Genomic DNA, 22967 nt, shown 5'->3' with positions numbered 1-22967 from the left:
GTAATACTATTTAGCGGAACAACTCTTCCATTTTGCTTTTTTTGCGGGTAGTTTTGCCTGGCTTCGCTCTTATTAGTATTACTAAATCAACAAGAGACCTTCCCCGTGTCCGACAAGCGTCCCCTCCGTTCCGCCGCCTGGTTCGGCAGCACCGACAAGAACGGCTTCATGTACCGCAGCTGGATGAAGAACCAGGGCATCCCGGACCACGAGTTCCAGGGCAAGCCGATCATCGGCATCTGCAACACCTGGTCGGAGCTGACCCCGTGCAACGCCCACTTCCGCAAGCTCGCCGAGCACGTGAAGAAGGGCGTGCTGGAGGCCGGCGGCTTCCCGGTGGAGTTCCCGGTGTTCTCCAACGGCGAATCCAACCTGCGCCCCACGGCGATGCTGACCCGCAACCTGGCGAGCATGGACGTGGAGGAGGCGATCCGCGGCAACCCGGTGGACGCGGTGGTGCTGCTCACCGGCTGCGACAAGACCACCCCGGCCCTGTTGATGGGCGCGGCCAGCTGCGACGTGCCGGCCATCGTGGTGACCGGCGGGCCGATGCTCAACGGCAAGCACAAGGGCCGCGACATCGGCGCCGGCACCGTGGTCTGGCAGATGCACGAGGCCTACAAGGCCGGGCAGATCAGCCTCGACGAGTTCCTCTCCGCCGAGGCCGGCATGTCGCGCTCGGCCGGTACCTGCAACACCATGGGTACCGCCTCGACCATGGCCTGCATGGCCGAGGCGCTGGGCACCTCGCTGCCGCACAACGCGGCGATCCCCGCGGTGGACGCGCGCCGCTACGTGCTGGCGCACCTCTCCGGCATGCGCATCGTCGAGATGGTCGAGGAGGATCTGCGCCTGTCGAAGATCCTCACCCGCGAGGCCTTCGAGAACGCCATCCGGGTCAACGCGGCGATCGGCGGCTCGACCAACGCGGTGATCCACCTCAAGGCCATCGCCGGGCGCATCGGCGTGAACCTCGAACTGGACGACTGGACGCGCGTCGGCCGCGGCATGCCGACCCTCGTCGACCTGCAGCCGTCCGGGCGCTTTCTGATGGAGGAGTTCTACTACGCCGGCGGCCTGCCGGCGGTGATCCGGCGGATGGACGAGGGCGGCCTGCTGCCCAACCCCGGAGCGCTGACGGTGAACGGCAAGTCGCTGGGGGCCAACTGCGCACAGGCGCCGATCTACGGCGAGGACGAGGTGATCCGCCGGCTGGACAACCCGCTGCGCGAAGACGGCGGCATCTGCGTGCTGCGCGGCAACCTGGCGCCCAAGGGCGCGGTGCTCAAGCCGTCCGCCGCCACCCCGGCACTGATGCAGCACCGCGGCCGCGCGGTGGTGTTCGAGAACTTCGACGACTACAAGGCGCGCATCAACGACCCGGCGCTGGACGTCGACGAAACCTGCGTCCTGGTGCTGAAGAACGCCGGGCCCAAGGGCTATCCGGGCATGGCCGAGGTGGGCAACATGGGCCTGCCGCCGAAGGTCCTGGCCAAGGGCATCACCGACATGGTGCGCATCTCCGACGCACGGATGAGCGGCACCGCCTACGGCACCGTGGTCCTCCACGTGGCGCCGGAAGCGGCCGCCGGCGGTCCGTTGGCGGCGGTGCGCAACGGCGACCTGATCGAGCTGGACTGCGCCGGCGGCCGCCTGCACCTGGACGTTTCCGCCGAGGAGCTGGCCGCGCGCCTGGCCGACCTGGCGCCGCCGGCCCCGCTGGCCTGGGACGGCGGCTACCGGCGGCTGTATATCGACCACGTGCTGCAGGCCGACGAGGGCTGTGACTTCGACTTCCTGGTCGGCTGCCGCGGCGCCGAAGTGCCGCGCCACTCGCACTGAGGTCACGCCGCCGGCGCGGGCCGGAGCTGCGTCGGCCGGCTCGCGTCTTCTTCCTGTGCGGGGCGCCCGGCGGTCGGTGCTACTATGCCGGGCCACCCCGGAGCCGCCGCAGACCGATGGACTACCGCCAGCCCAAACCCCGCAAGAGCCAGCACGCGCGCATCGTGCACGAACTCGGCCGCCTGATCGTCTCCGGCCGCCTCAAGCCCGAGGACAAGCTACCCGCCGAGGCGCAGCTGTGCGAGGACTACGACGTCAGCCGCACGGTGCTGCGCGAGGCGACCCGGGTGCTGGTGGCCAAGGGGCTGATCTACTCCAGGCCGCGGGTCGGCAGCGTGGTGCGGGCGCGCCGCGACTGGCACCTGCTCGACCCGGACGTGCTGCACTGGCTGATGCAGAGCAGCCCGCCGAACGAGTTCTTCGACAAGCTCTCCAGCGTGCGCTGCATCATCGAGCCGGCCTCGGCCGCACTGGCCGCGGTCAACGCCACCCCCGAAGACCTCGTGTCCATCGCCGAGGCCTACACCCGCATGGAGGCGGCCAGGGATCCGGAAAGCTTCCTGCAGCCCGACCTGGATTTCCACAGCCGGATCGCCGACGCCGCCCACAACGAGCTGCTGGCACACCTGTGCAACATGCTCTCGCTGGCCCTGCGCGAGTCGGTGAAGTACTCCAACCAGCGGCCCAACCTCCACGAGCTGGCCCTGCCGCGGCACAAGGCGATCCTCACCGCGATCCAGAACCGCGACACCCTCGGCGCGCGGCATGCCTCGCTGGTCCAGCTGGAGGACGCGCGGGCCGCGCTGAGCGCGGTGCTCGGCGCGGATTTTCCGCTCTAGCGTCCACCCCTCGGCCCGGCCGCCGGTGCCGCTCTGGCAGGGCGACGGCCCGGCCGTTTCCGGCCGCGCGCGTCCCTTCGGGCGACGCCGGGCCTCCGGCCAGAGGCGTCGCCTGCGTTTTCGACCGGAACGTCGGGCCGAACCTCAGCTATACCTTCGTCTGGATGGGGGACATGTCCGGCAAGGGGCTCGACGAGCGCATCGGCACGTCCGGTGCGTGCGCCGATGCCGCCTCCACGTCCTCGGCCGTTCCATCGCCGGGCATCACCGATCGATTCGCCCAGACACAGGAGCAAGACCATGGAGCGTTCCAGAATCGCCGTCACCGGGGTGCTGCTTTCGGCACTGCTGCTCGGCAGCTGCACATCGCAAGTCACCAAGCCGGAGCAGTATTCCGGCTTTCTCTCTGACTACTCGCAGCTGCAAGAAACCACGTCCGCCACCGGACAGCCGGTCATGCGCTGGGTGGCGCCCGGCTTCAAGCCGGACAACTACCGGAACGTGCTGGTGCAGTCGATCCGCTTCTACCCCACCCCGAGCCCCAGCGACCAGGTCAGCGCCCAGGCCCTGGAGGACTTGCAGTCGTACCTGTCCGAGCAGGTCAGGGGCGCGTTTGCCCGGCGCTTCAAGGTGAGCGACCTGAGCGCCGCGAAGCGGGCGGCCGTGCCCGCCGAGCAAACCCTGATCCTGCGTGCGGCGATCACCGGCGTGTCCACCCGGACCAAATCGCTCAAGCCCTACGAGGTGCTTCCGATCGCCCTGGTCGCGGCCGCCGCGATGACCGCCGCCGGCAAGCGCGACCAGACCACCGAGCTGTTCGTCGAGGCCGAGCTGTTCGACGCCAGCACCGGCAAGCCGGTGCTGCAGGTGGTGCGCAAGGGCTTTGGCAAGGAGCTGGAAAACCGCGAGGAGCAGGTCACCCTGAAGACGCTCAAGGGCGTGGTCGACGGCATGGTGCGCGATATCGATCGGTTCTAGTCGCGCCCGCGCGCGTGGCCGGTGCGCGTCCTGCGAAGGCGTCTTTCGCGCGGACTCCCGGCTCGCCCGCCCGGCCCCTCGCCCGATCAAGGAGAACGATCCCATGCACAGCCGCCGTCAGTTCCTGCAGCGCTCGGCCCTGCTCGCCGCCCTGGCGCCGCTGCTCTGCGCGCCGTCCCCGGCGGCCGAGGCGCTGCTCGGGCGGCGCATTCCCTCCAGCGGCGAGGAACTGCCGGCGATCGGCCTGGGGACTTCGCGAAGCTTCGACGTCGTGCTCGACGATGCCGCGCTGGCGCCCCTGCTGGAGGTGCTGCGGACCCTCGTCGAGGGCGGCGCCAGCCTGGTCGACACCGCGCCGAGCTACGGCAACGCCGAGCGGGTGAGCGGCGAGCTGGCCCGGCGCCTGGGCGTGCGCGACCGGCTGTTCCTCGCCAGCAAGGTGTCCTCCACCGGGCGGGAAGCCGGCCGCCGGCAGATCGAGGCCAGCTTCAAGGCGTTGCAGACCGCACGCATCGACCTGCTGCAGGTGCACAACCTGCAGGACACCGCCACCCAGCTGGGCCTGCTGCGCGAGCTGAAGGCGCAGGGGCGGCTGCGCTACATCGGCGTGACCCACTACCTGGAATCGGCCCACGACGACCTGCTGGCGGTGCTGCGCAGGGAGAGGGTCGACTTCGTGCAGTTCAACTACTCGGTCGGCGAGCGCAACGCCGAGAGGCGCCTGCTGCCGTTCTGCGCCGACCACGGCATCGCCACCCTGATCAACCGGCCGTTCATGCGCGGCACTCTGCTCGCCCGGGTCAAGGAGCGGCCGCTACCGCCGCTGGCCCGGGAGCTGGGCGCGACGTCCTGGGCGCAGTTGCTGCTCAAGTACGTCCTCGCCGAGCCGGCGGTCACCGCGGTGATTCCGGCCAGCGCCACTTCGCGCTACATGGCCGACAACCTGCTCGCCGGCCAGGGCCGTCTGCCGGATGCCGGACAGCGCGCGCGGATCGTCGAGCTGTTCGCCTGAGCCGGCGCGCCGACCGTCGTGCGGAGCGAGACGTCCCGATGCCGGGCTGGCTCAGTCCTCCGGCTGCTTGAGCAGCACGCCTTCGGCGTCGCGGACCCGCCGGGCTGCTACCCTGCGGCGAGGGACCGGCATCGGCCGGGCCCGGTTCGTAAAGGGGGAGAATTCGGGACATGTCGGACAGTATCAAGGTCTGGGACGCGCCGCTGCGTCTGTTTCACTGGTCGTTGGCGCTGGCGGTCGGCGCCGCGATGGTCACCGGCTGGCTGGGCGGCAATCTGATGGTCTGGCACGGCCGGTTGGGCCTGTCGATCCTCGGTCTGCTGGCGTTCCGCCTGCTGTGGGGCGTGCTGGGCTCGACCTACGCGCGCTGGTCGCGGATTCTCGCCGCGCCGCTGGGGCTGGGCGACTACCTGCGCGGACGCTGGCGGCAGGCCGGGCACAATCCGCTGGGCGCCCTGTCGGTACTGGCGCTGCTCGGTCTGCTGCTCTTCCAGACCCTGAGCGGGCTGGCGGCGAACGACGAGATCGCCTTCCAGGGGCCGCTATACCGGCTGGTGGATAGCGATACCAGCTTCTGGCTGACCGGCCTGCACCGCCAGGCGAAGTGGCTGCTGCTGGGACTGATCGGCCTGCATCTGCTGGCGATCCTCTACTACGGCCTGGTCCGCCGGCGGCCGCTGCTTCGAGCGATGATCGGCGGGCGCAGTCCGCGGGCGTATCCCGAGCAGCGCGAGGCCACCGGCGGGGCGCCCTGGGCGCTGGCGGTGGCGCTGGCCGGCGCCGTGCTGCTGGTCTGGGTCGTGCAGTCGACGGAAGGCTGGCTGGCGCCGCCGCCTGCCCCGGCGACACCGGCGGCGCTCGACTGGTAAACGGCGAGAGCCGACCGGCATGGGCCGGCCGGCGGTAGGCTCAGTCCGTGCGGAACTGGTCGTGGCAGGCCTTGCAGGTCTTGGCGGCCTCGCCGAAGGCGGTCTTGATGCGTGCCTGGTCGCCGCTGGCCGCCTCGCTGGCCAGTTTGTTGACCGCGCCGGTGAAGTTGCGGGCCAGCTTGTTGGCTTCGTCGATATTCTGGAAGAACTCCGGCTTGAGCCGGGTCTTGTCGCCCATCTTGTCGGTGGCGGTTCCGGCGGGAAACAGGGCGCCCATGCCGGAGTTGGCGATGGCGGCGATGGCGTTGGCGGCGGCGACCACCTGCTCCTTCTTGTAGGGCACGCTGCCGTCCACGACCTGGGCCTTGATCTTGCCCATGTTCCAGGACATGAACTGGTAGCCGGCCTGGCGGTACTCGATCTGCTCCTCCGGCTTGAGTTGGGCCCAGGTGGTCAGGGCGGTCAGCAGCAGGGCGGCGCCGAGGCCGCCGATCATCAGTCTTTTCACGATCTCTCCTTGTGTAGTCCGGGATGGCTTCCGGTGAGTCCGGGCGGCCCGGAGGCCGTCCGCACGGGGCTATACTCCCCGCCAGTCTGCGACGGGCGCAAGCCGAACGCTGGCGGCCGGCGCGCAGAAAGCATAGCGCGGCGGGCCGTCGCTCCGGCAGCCTGTCGCCCCTAACGGCTACGAAGGAGTGGATCGCAATGCAATTGAACGATGCCCGGCTGTTCCGCCAACAGGCTTACATCGAGGGGCGCTGGCTGGATGCCGACAGCGGGCAGACCCTCGCGGTGAACGATCCGGCCAGCCGGGAGATCCTCGGCAGCGTGCCGAAGATGGGCGCGGCCGAGACCCGTCGCGCCATCGAGGCCGCCGAGCGGGCCCTGCCGGCCTGGCGCGCGCTGACCGCCAAGGAGCGCGCCGGCAAGCTGCGCCGCTGGTTCGAGCTGTTGCTGGAGCATCAGGACGATCTGGCCCGGCTGATGACCCTGGAGCAGGGCAAGCCGCTGGCCGAGGCGCGCGGCGAGATCGCCTATGCCGCGTCCTTCCTCGAATGGTTCGCCGAGGAGGCCAAGCGCGTCTATGGCGACACCATTCCCGGCCATCAGGCGGACAAGCGCATCCTGGTGATCAAGCAGCCGATCGGCGTCTGCGCGGCGATCACGCCGTGGAACTTCCCTTCGGCGATGATCACCCGCAAGGCCGGTCCGGCGCTGGCCGCCGGCTGCACCCTGGTACTCAAGCCGGCCTCGCAGACACCCTTCTCGGCACTGGCGCTGGCCGAGCTGGCCGAGCGTGCGGGGATTCCCGCCGGGGTGCTGAACGTGGTGACTGGCAGCGCCGCGGAGATCGGCGGCGAGCTGACCGGCAACCCGACGGTGCGCAAGCTGTCCTTCACCGGTTCCACCGAGATCGGTCGCCAGTTGATGGGGCAGTGCGCCCAGGACATCAAGAAGGTCTCCCTGGAGCTGGGCGGCAACGCGCCCTTCATCGTCTTCGACGACGCCGACCTGGACGCCGCGGTGGAGGGCGCGCTGGCCTCGAAATACCGCAACGCCGGGCAGACCTGCGTCTGCGCCAACCGCCTGTACGTGCAGGACGGCGTCTACGAGGCCTTCGCCGAGAAGCTCAAGGCCGCAGTGGCGCGCCTGCGGGTCGGCAACGGCCTGGAGGAGGGGGTGACCATCGGCCCGCTGATCGACGACAAGGCGCTGGCCAAGGTCGAGGAGCACATCGCCGATGCGGTCGCCCGCGGTGCCCGGGTGATCGCCGGCGGTCGGCCCCATGCGCTCGGCGGCAGCTTCTTCGAGCCGACCATCCTCGCCGAGGTGCCGGCGGATGCGCGGGTCGCCCGCGAGGAGACCTTCGGCCCGCTGGCCCCGCTGTTCCGCTTCAAGGACGATGCCGAGGCGATCGCCCTGGCCAACGCCACCGAGTTCGGCCTGGCCGCCTACTTCTACGCCCGCGACCTCTCGCGGGTGTTCCGCGTGGCCGAGGCGCTGGAGTACGGTATCGTCGGCATCAACACCGGGCTGATCTCCACCGAGGTGGCGCCGTTCGGCGGGATCAAGGCCTCGGGCCTGGGTCGCGAGGGGTCGAAGTACGGCATCGAGGATTACCTGGAGATCAAGTACCTTTGCCTCGGCGGCATCTGAACGAGCCGCCATCGGTGGGCGACGGAGCGAATGGGAGGTGGTTATCGATCTGCTCTTGATCGGTGCCGGGCACAGCCATCTGGGCGTGCTCCGGCGCTGGGCCCAGGGACGCCGGCCGAAGGGGCGTCTCGGGTTGGTCAGTGCCGCGCCGCAGGCTTGGTATGCGGGGACGCTGCCGGGGCTGCTCGCCGGCCGTTATGCGCCGCAGGACTGCTGCATCGAGCTGGAGCCGCTGTGCCGCGCGGCGGGCATGGAACTGATCGTCGGCGAGGTGCGGGCGCTGCAGGCCGAGACCCGCGAGCTGCAGCTGAGCGACGGACGGAGCGCGCGGGCCGAGTGGCTGTCGCTGAACGTCGGCGCCGGGCGGCTCGCGCCGCCGCAGCAGGGCGAGGGCATGCAGCTGCTGCCGGTCAAGCCCTTCGCGGCGTTCCTCGACGGCTGGCAGCGCTGGCGGCAGGCGCCGGAGCCGGTGGCTATTCTCGGCGGCGGTCCGGCCGGGGTCGAGCTGGCCCTGGCGCTGGCCGGACAGGTGCCGACGCTCTCGCTGTTCTGCGCCGGGCGGCTGCTCGAGGGGCGCGGGGCGGGGTTGCGTCTGCGCGCCCTCGGCGCCCTGCGCCGGCGCGGCGTCTGGGTGCGCGAGGACTGTCCGGTCAGCGGGATCGACGGGCAGCTCCTGCTCAGCGCCGGGGAGCCGGTCTGGCAAGGTTCGCGCCTGCTGCTGGCGAGCGAGGCCGCGGCGCCGTCCTGGTTGGCGCAGAGTGGCCTGGTCTGCGATGCGGCCGGCTTCGTGCAGGTTGGCGCGACCCTGCAGAGCCTGTCCCATCCGCAAATCTTCGCCGCCGGCGACTGCGCCGCGCTGCCCAGAGTGGGCCGCAGCGCCTTCCAGGCGCTGCGCCAGGCGCCGGTGCTCAGCCACAACCTGCGCGCCGTGCTGGCCGGTCGCACGCTGCACCGCTATCGGCCGCAGCGGCAGAACCTGCTCCTGCTCGCCACCGGCGACGGCGGTGCGCTGCTCGGCTGGCACGGCTGGAGTGCCGACGGGCGGTTCTGCGGCTACTGGCGGGAGCGCTTGGACCTGCGCTTCATTCGCCGCCACGCGCTGGGCGGCTGAGGCGCGGCGCCGCCCGGTTCAGCCGGCCAGGGCTTTGGGCTGCTGCGGCGCCTGTGTCCAGGCGAGTTCGCTGGCCGGTTGCGGCTTGCCGAAGAGGTAGCCCTGGCCGAGATGGCAGTGGTTGCGCGTGAGGAATTCCACCTGCTCCGGCCGTTCGATGCCTTCGGCGAGGACGGTCAGCCCCAGGCTGTGGGCGAGCACGATCACCGAACGGGCGATGGCGGCATCCTTGCCGTCGGACGGCAGGCCGGCGACGAAGCCGCGGTCGATCTTCAGCTTGTTCACCGGCAGGCTCTTCAGGCGTTGCAGCGAGGAGTGCCCGGTACCGAAGTCGTCGATCGCCAGGCGCACCCCCAGCTCGTGCAGCCGGCACAGCTGCTTGAGGGCGCTGTCCGGATTGTCCATCACCGCGCTTTCGGTGATTTCCAGCTCCAGATGGCGCGGGCTCAGTCCGGTCCTGGCGAGGATGTCGGCGACCTGCAGGTCCAGTCTGCCGCGGCCGAACAGGCGGGTGGAGATGTTCACCGCGACGAACTCCAGCGGCTGCCCGGCCTTCAGCCAGCTGTGCATCTGCCGGCAGGCCTGTTCCAGGACCCACAGGTCGATGGCGCCGATCAGGCCGTTCTCTTCGGCGACCGGGATGAACTCCCCCGGCGGCACCAGGCCGCGTTCGGGATGCTGCCAGCGCGCCAGCGCCTCGACGCTGACCAGTCGGCCGCTCTTGAGGTTGTGGATCGGTTGGTAATGGACGCGCAGTTCGTCGTGCTCCAGGGCGTGGCGCAGGGCCGCGACCAGTTCGACGCGCTGCCGGGCGTAGGTGGTCAGCTCCTGGCTGTAGAAGGCATAGGCGCCGCGCCCGTCGTTCTTGGCCTTGTGCAGGGCGGAGTCGGCGTTGCGCAGAGCCTGCTCGGCGCTCTGCGCGTCGCCGGGGAACAGGCTGATGCCGAGGCTGGCGCCGATCGGCAGCTTGTGCCGGTCCAGGTGGATCGGCTGGTTCAGCGTGTCGAGGATCTGCATGGCCAGGGTGGCGGCCTGCTGCGGCGGGCAGTTCCCGCAGACCAGGCCGAACTCGTCGCCGCCCAGGTGGGCGAAGGTCATGCCCTGGCGCACCACGTGGTAGGTCAGGCGCTGGCCGACGGTCTTGAGCAGTCGGTCGCCCAACGGGTGGCCAAGGCTTTCGTTGATGTGCTTGAAGTGGTCGAGGTCGAGCAGCAGGACCGCGCCCTGGCCCTTCTCCAGCCGGGCCTGCTCCACGGCATGCTGGACGCGCTCCTTGAAGAGCAGGCGGTTCGGCAGGCCGGTCAGCGGATCGTAGTGGGCCAGGTAGTCGAGTTCGGCCTGGGAGCGCTTGAGCATCGACAGGTCGGAGAACACCGCCACGTAGTGGCCGATCGTACCGCTTTCGTCGTAGATGGCGCGGATGCTCTGCCACTGCGGATACACTTCGCCGCTCTTGCGGCGGTTCCAGATCTCGCCGCTCCACTCGGCGCGCTGGCTCAGTGCCTGCCACATCTTCCGGTAGAACTCCCCGTCGTGCCGGCCGGACTTGAACAGGTTGGGGAGCTTGCCCAGCACCTCGGACTCGGTGTACCCGGTGATCCGGGTGAACGCCCGGTTGATATAGGCGATCCGCTGCTCGGCATCGGTGATCAGCACGCCTTCGAGGGTGCTGTCGAACACCGCGGCGGCCTGGCGCAGGCTGGTGGCATTGGCATGCCGGGTGGCCAGTTCGCGGCGGCCGAGGAAATAGAACAGCAGGGCGGTCAGCAGGATGAATACGCTGCCCTTGAGGGTCTGCCAGGTGCTCAGGTAGGCGCTGTCCTCGAACAGGAAGAGCAGCAGCCGGTCGCTCAGGGCGATCCACAGGACGGCGAGGAATACGTAGGCCAGGCAGGCGGGTAACAGGGGGAGACGCGTTTTCATCGATAAGGCCCCAGTCCATGACGGCCGAAGAGGACGATCGTGCTGTGGAAACATTGCTTATCCAGATGAGCGCGGGTTTTCCAGCCAGACGCCCCACTCGCGAGGCTCATCGTCGGTAGGCCGCTGTTCGAGTTCCGAGGCATGGACTCATGGGGTACGACGGCTTTCTCGATCCGCCGCCCTGGCAACCCATCATAGTGAGCCTGCCGTTCGTGCCGTTGACCGTGGTCAGCGTCGCCGTCTATTGGCGTCGCTATTCCGCAGACTGTGCGCTGAGTCTCCCTCCGGCTGTGAGGCGGGTCCTCCGGCGCGTATCCGCTTCCTGGGCGAGTTCGCCGGGCGTGCCGTCCGAGCCCGGTTCCTGGCGCCGCTCTGGCGCTGGATCGAGGCGGTGCAGGAAGAGATCGATGGGCGATTGATAATCATATTTTTTGTTTATTATCAACTAGACATTGATCTATAAGTAATAGGTAGTTTCGCTTCTATCCTCTCTTGTTATCACTAGCTATCGTTGGCGCGCTCCTGCGTGACGGTCGCAGGATGCCCCAATGGATTCTGCCCATGTCCTGTCCTGGAGAGCGCAGGCCATGTTGCGGCAGTACCACTCGAAAAATAAGAAAATGGAGAATAACAAGATGAAAAAAGCCACTCTGGCGCTAGCCGTGGCGGGCGGTACCCTGGGCCTTTCTATGAGCGAGCAGGCGGCGGCCGAGTTCTTCAAGGACAGCAAGGCCAACCTGGAACTGCGCAATTTCTACATGAACAAGGATTTCCGCGACGACACGGCTCCCAACCAGCAGGCCAAGCAGGAGGAGTGGGCGCAGGGCTTCATCCTGCGGATGGAGTCCGGCTATACCGAGGGGCCGGTCGGTTTCGGCTTCGACGTGCTCGGCATGGCGGGACTGAAGCTCGACTCCAGCCGGCAGCGTTCCGGTACCGGCCTGCTGCCGGTCGGTCGAAAGGGAGATGTGCCGGACGATTACAGCGAGGTGGGCCTGACCGCCAAGCTGCGGGCCTCCAAGAGCGAACTCAAGGTCGGCACCCTGATGCCGAAAATCTCGGTGCTCGACTTCAACGACACCCGCCTGCTGCCGCAGACCTTCCGGGGCGGAAACCTGCAGGTGAAGGAAATCCCGGGGCTGAAACTGGATTTCGGCTATCTGGACAAGGTCAACTACCGGAACTCCAGCGATAACGAAGACATGGCCATGATTACCAGTGGCCGGCGGAACATCACCCTCAAGAGCGGAGCCAAGAACGAGGCGGACTACTTCGCCTATGCCGGCGCCACCTACCAGGTGACCAAGGGATTGTCCGCCAGCTACTACTTCGGCGAGCTGGACAACCTCTACCGGCAGCACTACGTCAACTTCATCCACGTCCTGCCGCTGGGCCCCGGCTCGCTGAACAGCGACCTGCGCTGGGCGCGCGCGCGGGATGCCGGCGATGCCTATGTCGACAACGATGCCCTCGGCTTCATGACCACCTATTCGATCAAGGGCCACAAGTTCGGGCTTGGCCTGCAGAAAATGCAGGGCGACACCGGCTTCGCGCAGATCAACGGCACCAACCCCTATCTGGTCAACTACATCCAGGTCAGCGACTTCGCCAACGAGGACGAGCGCTCCTGGCAGTTGCGCTACGACTACGATTTCGCGACGCTCGGGGTTCCCGGTCTGACCTTCATGACCCGCTATGTGTCGGGCGATCATGTCGAGCTCGGAAATGGTTCCAATGGCAAGGAGTGGGAGCGCGACATGGTCATCGGCTACGTGTTGCAGAGCGGCCCGCTGAAGAATCTGGGCTTCACGTGGCGTAACGCGACCATGCGCAGCGACTTCGTCCGCGACGTCGACGAGAACCGCCTGATCGTCAGCTATACCCTGCCGCTGAAGTAACGCCCGGGGCGGCGGTGCCGCCTCTTCCCGACGCTCCCGCCCGCCCGGGCGGGGGTGGCGGGCACTCTCGCGCTCCTTGCGCGGTACGCTCCCGGCGCCCTCGGACGTTGAAAAAGCTGTTGTCTCTAAATAGCTTATGCGCAGCGCAACCGAGTCCCTCGCCCATGACCGAAACCATTTCCGCCGTCGATATCCAGCGCCTGCGCGAGTCCGCCAGCCAGGCGGAGCAGCTGCTCAAGGTATTGGCCAACCCGGATCGCCTGATGCTGCTCTGCCAGCTCTCCCACGGCGAGCGCAACGTCGGTGAGCTGGAGGCCCTGCTGGGCATCCGCCAGCCGACCCTCTCCCAGCAGCTCGGCGTGCTGCGCCGCGAGGGACTGGTGGAAACCCGCCGCGACGGCAAGCAGATCCACTACCGGATCAGCAGCCCGCAGGCCCTGGCGGTGATCGATACCCTCTACCAGCTGTTCTGCGCCGACGGTCGCTGAGAGCCTGTTCATGATCTGCTGCGCGTCGGCCATGCTGCGTTGAAATCGGGTTCGGAATGCTCATTTACCACGCGTAAACTCCGCTTCCTCACCCGATTTCGCCTTGCCTGACCTTGGCTCGCTAGATCCTGAACAAGCTCTGAGCTCTGAGCGTCGAGCATCAGCGACGCCGTTGCGCCGCCGGCTGCTGCTGGGTGATGCAGTGGATGTTGCCGCCGCCGAGGAGGATCTCCCGGCCGGGCAGCATCAGCACCTCGCGTTCGGGAAACAGCCGGCGCAGGATCGCCTCGGCCTCGCCGTCGCGGGGATCGTCGAAGGCCGGCGCGACGATGCCGCCGTTGACGATCAGGAAGTTCACGTAGGAGCCGGCCAGGCGGATCTGCGGGTCGCGCATCTGGCTGCCGGCGACCAGGTCGACGCCGGCGCATTCCTCGTCGCTGGCATACAGCGGGCCGGGGATCGGCATCCGCTGCACGGTCAGGGTGCGGCCGCGGGCGTCGCGGGCCTTCTCGAGCGCTTCGAGGGCTGCCCGGCAGCGCCCGTGGTTGGGGTCCTGCGGGTCGTCGGTCCAGGCCAGCAGCACTTCGCCGGGGCGCACGAAGCAGCAGAAGTTGTCCACATGGCCGTCGGTTTCGTCGTTGTACAGGCCCTGCGGCAGCCAGATCACCCGCTCGACGGCCAGATGCTCGGCGAGCATGGCCTCGATTTCCCAGCGCGACCGATGCGGATTGCGGTTCGGATCGAGCAGGCATTCCTCGGTGGTGAGCAGGGTGCCCTCGCCGTCGACGTGGATGGCGCCGCCCTCCAGCACGAAACCTTCGGTGCGGTAGCGGGCGCAGCGCTCGATGCCGAGGATCTTGCGCGCCACCTGGTCGTCGCGGTTCCAGGGGGCGTACAGACCGCCGTCGAAGCCGCCCCAGGCGTTGAAGGTCCAGTCCACGCCGCGTACCTCGCCGGCGTCGTCGACCACGAAGGTCGGCCCGGTGTCGCGTACCCAGGCATCGTCGCTGCTCAGCTCGAGCACCCGGATGTCGGCCCCGGCGAGGCGGGCGCAGGCGTTCTCGTACTGCCCGGCGCTGACGCCGACGGTCACCGGCTCGAAGCGGGCGATGGCGCGGGCCACCGCGGCGAAGGCGGCCTGCGCCGGCTTGGCGCCGAGCCGCCAGTTGTCCGGGCGCTCCGGCCAGATCATCCAGGTCTGGCTGTGCGCTTCCCACTCGGCGGGCATGCGGAAGCCGTCGGCGCGCGGGGTGCTGGCGAGCGTTTGCATGTCAGGATTCCAGTTCGCCATCGAGGGTCTTCAGCGCGCCGTAGAGGTTCGGCCGGCGGTCGCGGAACACCCCCCAGGCGCTGCGGAGGTGTTCCAGCCGGTCGAGGTCGAAGCTGTGCAGCAGCACGCCCTCTTCCGTCTCGTTCAGCTCGGCGAGCTTGGCGCCGAACGGGTCGGCGATGAACGACGAGCCGTAGAAGTCGATGTGGTAGTCCTCCTGCTCCTCGCGGCCGGTGCGGTTGCTGGCGATCAGCGGCATCAGGTTGGCGCCGGCATGGCCCTGCTGCACGCGCTGCCAGTGGTCGCGCGAGAGGATGCCGGGGTCGTGGGGCTCGCTGCCGATGGCGGTCGGGTAGAAGAGCAGTTCCGCGCCCTGCAGCGCCATGGCCCGCGCGCACTCGGGAAACCACTGGTCCCAGCAGATGCCCACGCCGATCCGCCCGTAGCGGGTGTTCCACACCCGGAAGCCGGTGTCGCCGGGGCTGAAGTAGTACTTCTCGTGGTAGCCGGGGCCGTCGGGGATGTGGCTCTTGCGGTAGAGGCCGAGCACCTCGCCGTCCGCGTCGAGGATCGCGACGCTGTTGAAGCGCGCCCGTCCGGCCCGCTCGAAGAAGCTGATCGGCAGCACCACCTTGAGTTCGGCGGCGAGCTTGCGGAAATGGCGGATGGCCGGGTTGTCCTCGGCCGGGGTGGCCAGCTGCAGGTAGTCCGGGTTGGGCTTCTGGCAGAAATAGGGGGTCTCGAACAGCTCCTGCAGCAGGACGATCTGCGCGCCCCCGGCCGCGGCCTCGCGCACCAGTTGCTCGGCCCGGGCGAGGTTGGCGGCGCGATCCCAGGAGCAGGCCATCTGGGTGGCGGCGACGGTGACGGTGCGGGACATGCTGACCTCGTGGCGGCGGATGGGCGGGAGTCTTCAAGCTGGCAGAGGATGATGACGGGGTCAAATGACGTTAAAAAGCTGGTATCCGTCGCTTGGAAGGCGTAGCGAGGAAGGCCAGGCAAGGCGCAACGCCGCATGGCCGAGTGCAACAGCTTTCCGGCCGGCCGATCAGACCGTGTGCAGGTACCAGTTGTATTCCAGGTCGGAGATCGAGTGCTCGAACTCCTCCAGCTCGCTCTCCTTGCAGGCGACGAAGACGTCGATGTAGTCCGGGCTGATGTAACGGGCCAGGACCTCGCTCTCGTCCAGCCGGCGCAGGGCGTCGCGCAGGTTGTTGGGCAGGCTGGCCTCGACCTGCTCGTAGGAGTTGCCCGCGACCGGCTCGCCCGGTTCGATCCGGTTGGTCAGCCCGTGGTGCACGCCGGCGAGCAGCGCGGCCATCACCAGGTAGGGGTTGGCGTCGGCGCCGGGGACGCGGTGCTCGATGCGCACCGCGTCCGGGCTGCCGGTCGGCACGCGCAGCGCCACGGTGCGGTTGTCCAGGCCCCAGCAGGGGGCGTTGGGCACGTAGAACTGGGCGCCGAAGCGGCGATAGGAGTTGACGTTGGGGCAGAGGAAGGCCATCGAGGCCGGCATGGTCTCCAGCACACCGCCGATCGCGTGGCGCAGAGCGGCGTTCTGCTGGGGATCATCGCCGGCGAAGATGTTCAGGCCGTCCTTGTCGAGGATCGAGATGTGCACGTGCAGCCCGTTGCCGGCCTGGCCCGGATAGGGCTTGGCCATGAAGGTGGTGTCCATCTCGTGGTCGTAGGCGATGTTCTTGATCAACCGCTTGAGCAGCACGGCGTAGTCGCAGGCCTTGATCGGGTCGGCGACGTGGTGCAGGTTGACCTCGAACTGCGCCGGGGCGCTTTCCTTGACGATGGCGTCGGCCGGGATGCCCTGTTCCTTGGCGCCTTCGAGGATGTCCTGCAGGCAGTCGACGTATTCGTCGAGGTCGTCGATCAGGTAGACCTGGCTCGACTGCGGGCGCTTGCCGGAGATCGGCGAGCGCGGCGGCTGCGGCCGGCCGTTCACGTTGTCCTGGTCGATCAGGTAGAACTCCAGCTCGAAGGCGGCACAGACAGTCAGCTCCAGCGCCTCGAGCCGGCCCACCACCTGGCGCAGCACCTCCCGCGGGTCGGCGAAGAAGGGCGTGCCGTTGCGCTCGTGCATGGTCATCAGCAACTGCGCGGTGGGGCGTTTCTGCCAGGGTTCCTTGCTCAGGGTATTGGGGATCGGGTAGCAGATGCGGTCGGCGTCGCCGATGTCCAGGCCCAGGCCGGTGCGCTCGACGGTGGCGCCGTTGATGTCCAGGGCGAACAGCGAGGCGGGGAGGTTAATGCCTTGTTCATATACCTTGTGCAGACTGCTGCGCTCGATGCGCTTGCCGCGCACCACGCCGTTCATGTCGGCGATGAGCAGGTCGACGACCAACACCTCGAGATGTTCCTTGAGGAACGCGTTCGCTTCGTTGAGCTGAACGGAGCGCGGGGGCACCGACATGATGTAACACCCTGATTGTTTAAAATTTCAATCATCCACTGAGTCAATCTTGAGTCAATCCCAAAGCCCTGGCGCTGTCAAGGCGTGCTGCCGTCGCCCAGGAATGAGGCTTGCATGCCGGTTTTTCGGCCTTTCGGGGCATCTTTGGCGGGGCGCTCCGCCGCCCGCCCCAGACGCTCGCGGCCGCTTCGCACCGTTTCGCCTCGGGGCTGTTGTCTAAAAAAATGAACAAGACTAAGCTCGATTCCACCCCCGACAGCAGGAGGATTCCATGCCCCGTCTGCCCCTGATCGGCGTGACCGCCTGTAACCGCCAGATCGGCCTGCACCCCTTCCATATCGCCGGCGACAAGTACCTGCGGGCGGTGGCGGAGGGCGCCGGCGGCCTGCCGCTGATCGTTCCCGCCCTCGGCGATCTGCTCGACCAGCCGGCCCTGCTGGAGCACCTCGACGGCCTGCTCTTCACCGGCTCGCCGTCGAACGTCGAACCCCATCATTATCGGGGCACGGCCAGCGAGCCGGGCACCCTGCACGATCCGGCGCGCGACGGCACCACCCTGCCGCTGATCCGCGCCGCGGTTGCCGGCGGCGTACCGCTGCTCGGCATCTGCCGGGGCTTCCAGGAAATGAACGTGGCCTTCGGCGGCAGCCTCTACCAGAAGGTCCACGAGGCCGGCCCCTACGCGGATCACCGCGAGGTGCCGGACGAGGCGCTGGAGGTCCAGTACGGGCCGCGCCATGCACTGTATATACAGCCGGGCGGGCTGCTCGCCGGGATCGGCCTGCCCCGGCAGATCGAGGTCAACTCGCTGCACGGCCAGGGCGTCGAGCGCCTGGCGCCCGGCCTGCGCATGGAGGGGCTGTCCCCGGACGGACTGATCGAGGCGTTTTCCGTCGACGGCGCGCGGACCTTCGCCCTCGGCGTGCAGTGGCATCCGGAGTGGCAGTTCCACGGCAATCCCCATTCCCGGGTCCTGTTCCAGGCCTTCGGCGATGCCTGCCGGCGTCGCGCGGAGCGCCGTTAGCGGGCCGTCCGGCCTGCGTGCGAGGAGTGTCATCATGAACGGCAGTGGCAAGCTCGACCGTCTCACCCTCTGGCTGAAGGAGCGCAAGATCACCGAGGTGGAGTGCCTGATCAGCGACCTGACCGGCATCGCCCGCGGCAAGATCGCTCCGACCAGCAAGTTCATCGCCGAGAAGGGCATGCGCCTGCCGGAAAGCGTGCTGCTGCAGACCGTGACCGGCGACTACGTCAACGAGGAAATCTATTACCGGCTGCTCGATCCGGCCGAGATCGACATGTTCTGCCATCCCGACGAGGACGCGGCGTTCCTCGTGCCCTGGGCCATCGAACCCACCGCCCTGGTGATCCACGACACCTGCGACAAGTGGGGCAATCCCATCGAGCTGTCGCCGCGCAACCTGCTCAAGAAGGTGCTGGCGATGTACGCCGAGCGCGGCTGGCAGCCGATCGTCGCGCCGGAGATGGAGTTCTACCTGACCCAGCGCAGCGACGACCCCGACTATCCGCTGCAGGCCCCGGTGGGCCGCTCCGGGCGGCGGGAGACCGGCCGCCAGTCGTTCTCCATCGACGCGGCCAACGAGTTCGACCCGCTGTTCGAGGACATGTACGACTGGTGCGAGGCCCAGGGGCTGGATCTGGACACCCTGATCCACGAGGAAGGCACCGCGCAGATGGAGATCAACTTCCGTCACGGCGAGGCGCTGCACCTGGCCGACCAGATCCTGGTGTTCAAGCGCACCATGCGCGAGGCGGCGCTCAAGCACAACGTGGCCGCCACCTTCATGGCCAAGCCGATGACCGGCGAGCCGGGCAGCGCCATGCACCTGCACCAGAGCGTGGTCGACCGCGAGGGACGGAACATCTTCTCCAATCCGGACGGCTCGATGAGCGAGCTGTTCCTCAACCATATCGGCGGGCTGCAGAAGTACATCCCCGAGCTGCTGCCGCTGTTCGCGCCCAACGTCAACTCGTTCCGCCGCTTCCTGCCCGGCACCTCGGCGCCGGTCAACGTCGAGTGGGGCGAGGAGAACCGCACCGTCGGCCTGCGCGTGCCGGACTCCGCGCCGCACAATCGGCGGGTCGAGAACCGCCTGCCCGGTGCCGACGCCAACCCCTACCTGGCGATCGCCGCGAGCCTCCTGTGCGGCTACATCGGCATGGTCGAGCAGCTGCAGCCGAGCGCGCCGGTGCAGGGCCGCGGCTACGAGCGGCGCAGCCTGCGCCTGCCGCTGACCCTGGAGGCGGCGCTGGAGCGCATGGAGAACTGCCGCGCCTTGGAGCGCTACCTGAGCCCGCGCTTCATCACCGCCTACGTCGCGGTGAAGCGCGCCGAGAACGAGAACTTCAAGCGGGTGATCAGCTCCTGGGAACGGGCCTTCCTGCTCCTCTCGGTGTAGCCCGCCAGGCGTTTCCCTGACCCGCCCACCGGCCCGGTGGCGCGGGCCGTGCCGCAGAGGAGGGCCTCCCATGACAGGCACCACCGGCAATCCGCAAACCCGGCAGTGGCAGGAACTCGGCCACGCCCATCACCTGCCGCCGTTCACCGACTACAAGCAGCTCAAGGAGCATGGCCCGCGGATCATCACTCGCGCCTCCGGCGTCTACCTGTGGGACAGCGAGGGCAACCGGATCCTCGACGGCATGGCTGGGCTGTGGTGCGTCAACGTCGGCTACGGCCGCGAGGAGCTGGTCGAGGCGGCCAGCCGGCAGATGCGCGAGCTGCCCTACTACAACCTGTTCTTCCAGACCGCCCACCCGCCGGCCGTCGAGCTGGCCCGGGCGATTGCCGAGCTGGCGCCGCCGGGGATGAACCACGTGTTCTTCACCGGCTCCGGCTCGGAGGCCAACGACACCGTGCTGCGCCTGGTGCGCCACTACTGGGCGATCCGCGGCCTACCGGAGAAGAAGGTGGTGATCGGCCGCTGGAACGGCTACCACGGCTCCACCGTCGCCGGTGCCAGCCTCGGCGGGATGAAGGCCCTGCACGGCCAGGGCGACCTGCCGATCCCCGGCATCGAGCACATCGACCAGCCCTACTGGTACGGCGAGGGCGGCGACCTCGATCCGGGCGAATTCGGCCGGCGGGTCGCCGACCAGCTCGAGCGCAAGATCCTCGAGGTCGGCGAGGAGCGGGTCGCCGCCTTCATCGCCGAGCCGATCCAGGGCGCCGGCGGGGTGATCGTCCCGCCGGAGAGCTACTGGCCGCGCATCCGCGAGATTCTCCAGAAGTACGACATCCTGTTCGCCGCCGACGAGGTGATCTGCGGCTTCGGCCGCACCGGCGAGTGGTTCGGCAGCCAGTACTACGGGCTCGAACCGGACCTGATGGCGATCGCCAAGGGCCTGACCTCCGGCTACCTGCCGATGGGCGGGGTGGTGGTGCGCGACCGGATCGTCGAGGTGCTCGAGGAAGGCGGCGAGTTCTACCACGGCTTCACCTATTCCGGGCATCCGGTGGCGGCGGCGGTGGCCCTGGAGAACATCCGCCTGCTGCGCGAGGAAGGCCTCGTCGAGCGGGTCCGGACGCGCACCGGCCCCTACCTGCAGCATCGCTGGCGAGAGCTGGGCGAGCATCCTCTGGTCGGCGAGACCCGCGGGGTCGGCATGCTCGCCGCGCTCGAGCTGGTCAAGGACAAGCGGAGCCGCGAGCGCTTCGCCGGCGACCTGGCGGCCGGCATGCGCTGCCGCGAGCACTGCTTCGCCAACGGGCTGGTGATGCGCGCGGTCGGCGACACCATGATCGTCGCCCCGCCCCTGGTGATCTCCGAGGCGGAGATCGACGAACTGATCGCCAAGGCGCGGCTCTGCCTGGACCTCACCGCGAGCGAAATGCCGGGTTGAGGCAGGGCGGGTGAAACCCGCCAACTTCGGTGTGGTTTCGCGCCATGTCCGGCGGGTTTCACCCGCCCTACCTGCTGGGTTGAATGGCGGGCAGACGAAGTAGGGATGAAACAGGCCAGGCGGCAGGCTGGGCGCCGCTTAGCTCGTCCGTGGCGCAGGGTATGCGGCGTGGTCGGCTTGACGATTCCGGCCTCCTGCGCCGCGCGCTTGAATCCTCGCTGGATACGCTTTTCGTCCTGATGATGACGGCGCACTGCTCCCGACCTGGGGTCTACCGATAGCCCGGCAGCCGGGAAGACGTACTGCCAACCCCAGTCCCGTGCCGCATTCGGATATTTGTGCTCCAGAGCAAACGGCAGCCAAACATCGCCGCGTCCCGCCTAAAGCTCGGCCTTGTGCGTCGCACGCACCACCGCCAGATGCTGACGCAAGGGCTGCTCCAAGCTGCGTGGCAGCACGGTCACCCGATCCTTCATGCCCTTGCCGTCGCGCACCAGAATCTCGCCACGCGCAAAGTCCACATCCTTGACCCGCAACCGCACCACCTCCATCAGGCGCATGCCGGTTCCGTACAGCAGGCTGCAGGCCAGCCAAAGCTCCCCGTCCAGGCCGGCAAGCACGCGCCGCACTTCCTCGACGGAAAGCACCACCGGTAAGCGTTCGGGCCTTTTTGCCCGTACCACCTCGTTCAGCCAGGGAAGCTCGACAGCCAATACCTGCTTGTAGAGAAACAACACTGCCGCCAGCACCTGATTCTGGGTGGAGGCCGATACCTTGCGCCGCACCGCCAGATCGGTCAGGAAGACTTCCACCTCCGCAGCGCCCATTTCCGCCGGGTGTCGATAGCGGTGAAACCGTATGAACTGCTTCACCCAGTCGCAATAGACCTGCTCGGTACGGATGGAGTAGTGTTTGACGCGAATCCGGTCGCGCATCTGATCGAGTAGTCTGGGCTTGCCGTCCATGGTGTATAACTCCCCAACGCGGTCACCATGACCGCGAAACCCGCAGCCTAGACAGGGAGAGCGAGCATAACAAGGAATATTATACACCACGCCCGTTCGGGTAGTTATGCACCAGTTGGTGTCTGATAGTAGTTAGGTAAAAGAAGTCGAATGGACGAATCAGCAAGAAATGATAGTGGGTACGTTTATGTCCTGGAGGTAAAGGATATAAACCTACCTGTATGCAAAATTGGAATGACTACGAGAACTCCATACGAGCGATGTGCTGAAATTAATAACAGCTCAACTGGTGACTTCATTTGGTCAGTAGCTCATTACATTGCCGTAGATAATTGCAAAAAACTAGAATCTCTAGTTCATTCTAAATTGGCTCCTTTGCGTCAAAAAAGTGTGAGTTTTTTAACTTGAATGCTGATGATGCAAATGCCGCATTGATATCTATATTTAACAGCCAAACGGAAATAAAGAAAATAGATACTGAAGAAATAATGCCCAAAAATATCAGACCGAAATCGAATAGTACAACAAAGAAACGTAAACACTCGTTTAAGCACATTGATTCAGAATATGCTGAGCTACTCCAACTATTTGCCTCGTCACTCAATGTAAAAGGCAGGCCTTTCGGCCAGCTAAACAAACCTGTTTTTGGAATGAGCGATGGAAATGAGGGAGTTCAATGGAACCTATCAGTTAATACAGAAACTGGAGATATATGTCTTGGAGTTAACCTTGAGGGGAGTGAAAAAACTGGAAAATGGTTAATTGCTCCGTTTATTTTGAACAAACCCAACATAGAAATAATAAAATCTAGAGTATCCAAGCCTGATGATGTAACCCTTAATTTTTCTCGTGATGCGTGGCAAGGTGCATCAAGATTGAATATTAAAGAGAAACTCATCGGGGGTCGAGAATATCCTCTATCTGAAATTAACCAAGAGGTATGGTCATCAATTCTAGAAGAAGCTTTGACTTGCCTTGATGAAAACAAAAATTATCGTGGTAGAAAAAGAGATCACACTGTCACTCTGGAATCGGATGACAGAGAGTTACTGAAAGATGTTTCTCCGCATCTAACAATATGGTCGTCTTTAAGTATCGATGGAGATATAGAAGAAAACATTAAAAACAAAATTTCAGAGTTGCAGCCTGTATATAATTGGGTGGTGGAAGCTACTCAATCATGAAAATATTACCTAACAAACGCATGCACTCGGACAGCAAAAATCGCCGCTCGTTCCTCGCTCTGTTTTTTGCTGCCGGTGATGCATGGCGTTAGGGCTTATGGGCACCCCTTTCAAGGTCTTTACGTAAACTCCCTTCCCTAAA

At 66.6% G+C, this 22967-nt stretch carries 20 protein-coding genes; 14 read left to right on the top strand and 6 right to left on the bottom strand.

All coding sequences use genetic code 11. The annotated features are described in order from the left end of the window. Nucleotides 1–105 precede the first annotated feature (105 nt). From BMY22_RS15695 to BMY22_RS15675, 5 genes are all read left to right on the top strand, one after another. On the top strand, nt 106–1842 hold the full coding sequence (locus BMY22_RS15695; RefSeq protein WP_090623691.1) for an IlvD/Edd family dehydratase: 1737 nt from the start codon (nt 106–108) through the stop codon (nt 1840–1842). 116 nt (nt 1843–1958) lie between these two features. Continuing rightward, entirely contained in the window at nt 1959–2681 is a 723-nt protein-coding gene (locus tag BMY22_RS15690) for a FadR/GntR family transcriptional regulator (RefSeq protein ID WP_090623689.1), read from the top strand. Between the two features lie 300 nt (nt 2682–2981). Beyond that, nucleotides 2982–3659 (top strand): DUF3313 domain-containing protein, encoded by a 678-nt coding sequence (locus BMY22_RS15685; protein WP_090623687.1) that lies wholly within the window; start codon nt 2982–2984, stop codon nt 3657–3659. A gap of 103 nt (nt 3660–3762) precedes the next feature. After that, nucleotides 3763–4671 carry an aldo/keto reductase gene (locus BMY22_RS15680; protein ID WP_090623686.1) on the top strand — a complete coding sequence of 303 codons (909 nt, stop codon included), beginning with the start codon at nt 3763–3765 and terminating at the stop codon, nt 4669–4671. A 170-nt stretch (nt 4672–4841) separates the two neighbouring features. After that, nucleotides 4842–5540 (top strand): cytochrome b/b6 domain-containing protein, encoded by a 699-nt coding sequence (locus BMY22_RS15675; protein ID WP_090623684.1) that lies wholly within the window; start codon nt 4842–4844, stop codon nt 5538–5540. Nucleotides 5541–5580: 40 nt separating this feature from the next. On the opposite strand, the gene BMY22_RS15670 is transcribed toward BMY22_RS15675, so the two are convergent. Beyond that, the gene (locus BMY22_RS15670; protein WP_090623682.1) at nt 5581–6036 is read right to left on the bottom strand and encodes a c-type cytochrome; all 456 of its coding nucleotides are present in this window, start codon (nt 6034–6036) and stop codon (nt 5581–5583) included. 209 nt (nt 6037–6245) lie between these two features. Here BMY22_RS15670 and gabD point away from each other — a divergent pair, with 209 nt between their 5' ends. Both gabD and BMY22_RS15660 read left to right on the top strand, forming a co-directional pair. Beyond that, nucleotides 6246–7697, top strand: coding sequence for an NADP-dependent succinate-semialdehyde dehydrogenase (gene gabD, locus BMY22_RS15665; protein WP_090623680.1), 1452 nt, complete (start codon nt 6246–6248; stop codon nt 7695–7697). A gap of 37 nt (nt 7698–7734) precedes the next feature. After that, complete coding sequence (locus BMY22_RS15660; protein ID WP_244158886.1) at nt 7735–8808, top strand: FAD-dependent oxidoreductase; 1074 nt, start codon at nt 7735–7737, stop codon at nt 8806–8808. Nucleotides 8809–8826: 18 nt separating this feature from the next. Here BMY22_RS15660 and dibA read toward each other — a convergent pair whose 3' ends face one another. Then, nucleotides 8827–10731: a phosphodiesterase DibA gene (dibA, locus tag BMY22_RS15655; protein WP_208599304.1), complete on the bottom strand. Its 1905-nt coding sequence runs from the start codon at nt 10729–10731 to the stop codon at nt 8827–8829. Between the two features lie 635 nt (nt 10732–11366). Here dibA and BMY22_RS15650 point away from each other — a divergent pair. Both BMY22_RS15650 and BMY22_RS15645 read left to right on the top strand, forming a co-directional pair. Further along, nucleotides 11367–12629 carry an OprD family porin gene (locus BMY22_RS15650; RefSeq protein WP_090623676.1) on the top strand — a complete coding sequence of 421 codons (1263 nt, stop codon included), beginning with the start codon at nt 11367–11369 and terminating at the stop codon, nt 12627–12629. Nucleotides 12630–12793: 164 nt separating this feature from the next. After that, entirely contained in the window at nt 12794–13117 is a 324-nt protein-coding gene (locus BMY22_RS15645; RefSeq protein ID WP_090623673.1) for an ArsR/SmtB family transcription factor, read from the top strand. 160 nt (nt 13118–13277) lie between these two features. On the opposite strand, the gene aguA is transcribed toward BMY22_RS15645, so the two are convergent. The 3 genes from aguA to BMY22_RS15630 form a co-directional block, all read right to left on the bottom strand. Beyond that, nucleotides 13278–14387: an agmatine deiminase gene (gene aguA, locus BMY22_RS15640; RefSeq protein ID WP_090623671.1), complete on the bottom strand. Its 1110-nt coding sequence runs from the start codon at nt 14385–14387 to the stop codon at nt 13278–13280. Between the two features lies 1 nt (nt 14388). Next, nucleotides 14389–15267: an N-carbamoylputrescine amidase gene (gene aguB / locus BMY22_RS15635; RefSeq protein WP_090623670.1), complete on the bottom strand. Its 879-nt coding sequence runs from the start codon at nt 15265–15267 to the stop codon at nt 14389–14391. Between the two features lie 168 nt (nt 15268–15435). Continuing rightward, complete coding sequence (locus BMY22_RS15630; protein WP_090623667.1) at nt 15436–16812, bottom strand: glutamine synthetase family protein; 1377 nt, start codon at nt 16810–16812, stop codon at nt 15436–15438. Nucleotides 16813–17083: 271 nt separating this feature from the next. Between BMY22_RS15630 and BMY22_RS15625 the strand changes: the two genes are divergently transcribed. From BMY22_RS15625 to BMY22_RS15615, 3 genes are all read left to right on the top strand, one after another. Beyond that, nucleotides 17084–17836, top strand: coding sequence for a gamma-glutamyl-gamma-aminobutyrate hydrolase family protein (locus tag BMY22_RS15625; protein ID WP_090623666.1), 753 nt, complete (start codon nt 17084–17086; stop codon nt 17834–17836). A gap of 34 nt (nt 17837–17870) precedes the next feature. Beyond that, nucleotides 17871–19232 (top strand): glutamine synthetase family protein, encoded by a 1362-nt coding sequence (locus BMY22_RS15620; RefSeq protein ID WP_090623663.1) that lies wholly within the window; start codon nt 17871–17873, stop codon nt 19230–19232. Nucleotides 19233–19302: 70 nt separating this feature from the next. After that, nucleotides 19303–20676, top strand: a complete 1374-nt coding sequence (locus BMY22_RS15615) for an aspartate aminotransferase family protein (RefSeq protein ID WP_090623662.1) — start codon at nt 19303–19305, stop codon at nt 20674–20676. 380 nt (nt 20677–21056) lie between these two features. Here the strand turns inward: BMY22_RS15615 and BMY22_RS15610 are convergent, their stop codons facing one another. Next, nucleotides 21057–21641, bottom strand: coding sequence for a phage integrase N-terminal SAM-like domain-containing protein (locus BMY22_RS15610; protein WP_244158885.1), 585 nt, complete (start codon nt 21639–21641; stop codon nt 21057–21059). Nucleotides 21642–21791: 150 nt separating this feature from the next. Between BMY22_RS15610 and BMY22_RS25390 the strand changes: the two genes are divergently transcribed. Next, nucleotides 21792–22049, top strand: a complete 258-nt coding sequence (locus tag BMY22_RS25390) for a GIY-YIG nuclease family protein (RefSeq protein WP_208599303.1) — start codon at nt 21792–21794, stop codon at nt 22047–22049. Next, nucleotides 22046–22825 carry a hypothetical protein gene (locus BMY22_RS15605; protein WP_208599302.1) on the top strand — a complete coding sequence of 260 codons (780 nt, stop codon included), beginning with the start codon at nt 22046–22048 and terminating at the stop codon, nt 22823–22825. The genes BMY22_RS25390 and BMY22_RS15605 overlap by 4 nt, the downstream gene beginning before the upstream one ends. Nucleotides 22826–22967 lie beyond the last annotated feature (142 nt).

Source organism: Azotobacter beijerinckii (genome assembly GCF_900110885.1).
In the GTDB taxonomy this organism is placed as follows: Bacteria; Pseudomonadota; Gammaproteobacteria; order Pseudomonadales; family Pseudomonadaceae; genus Azotobacter; species Azotobacter beijerinckii.
Note: the sequence above shows the minus strand (reverse complement) of the source record. Positions and strands in the feature narration are given on the sequence as shown.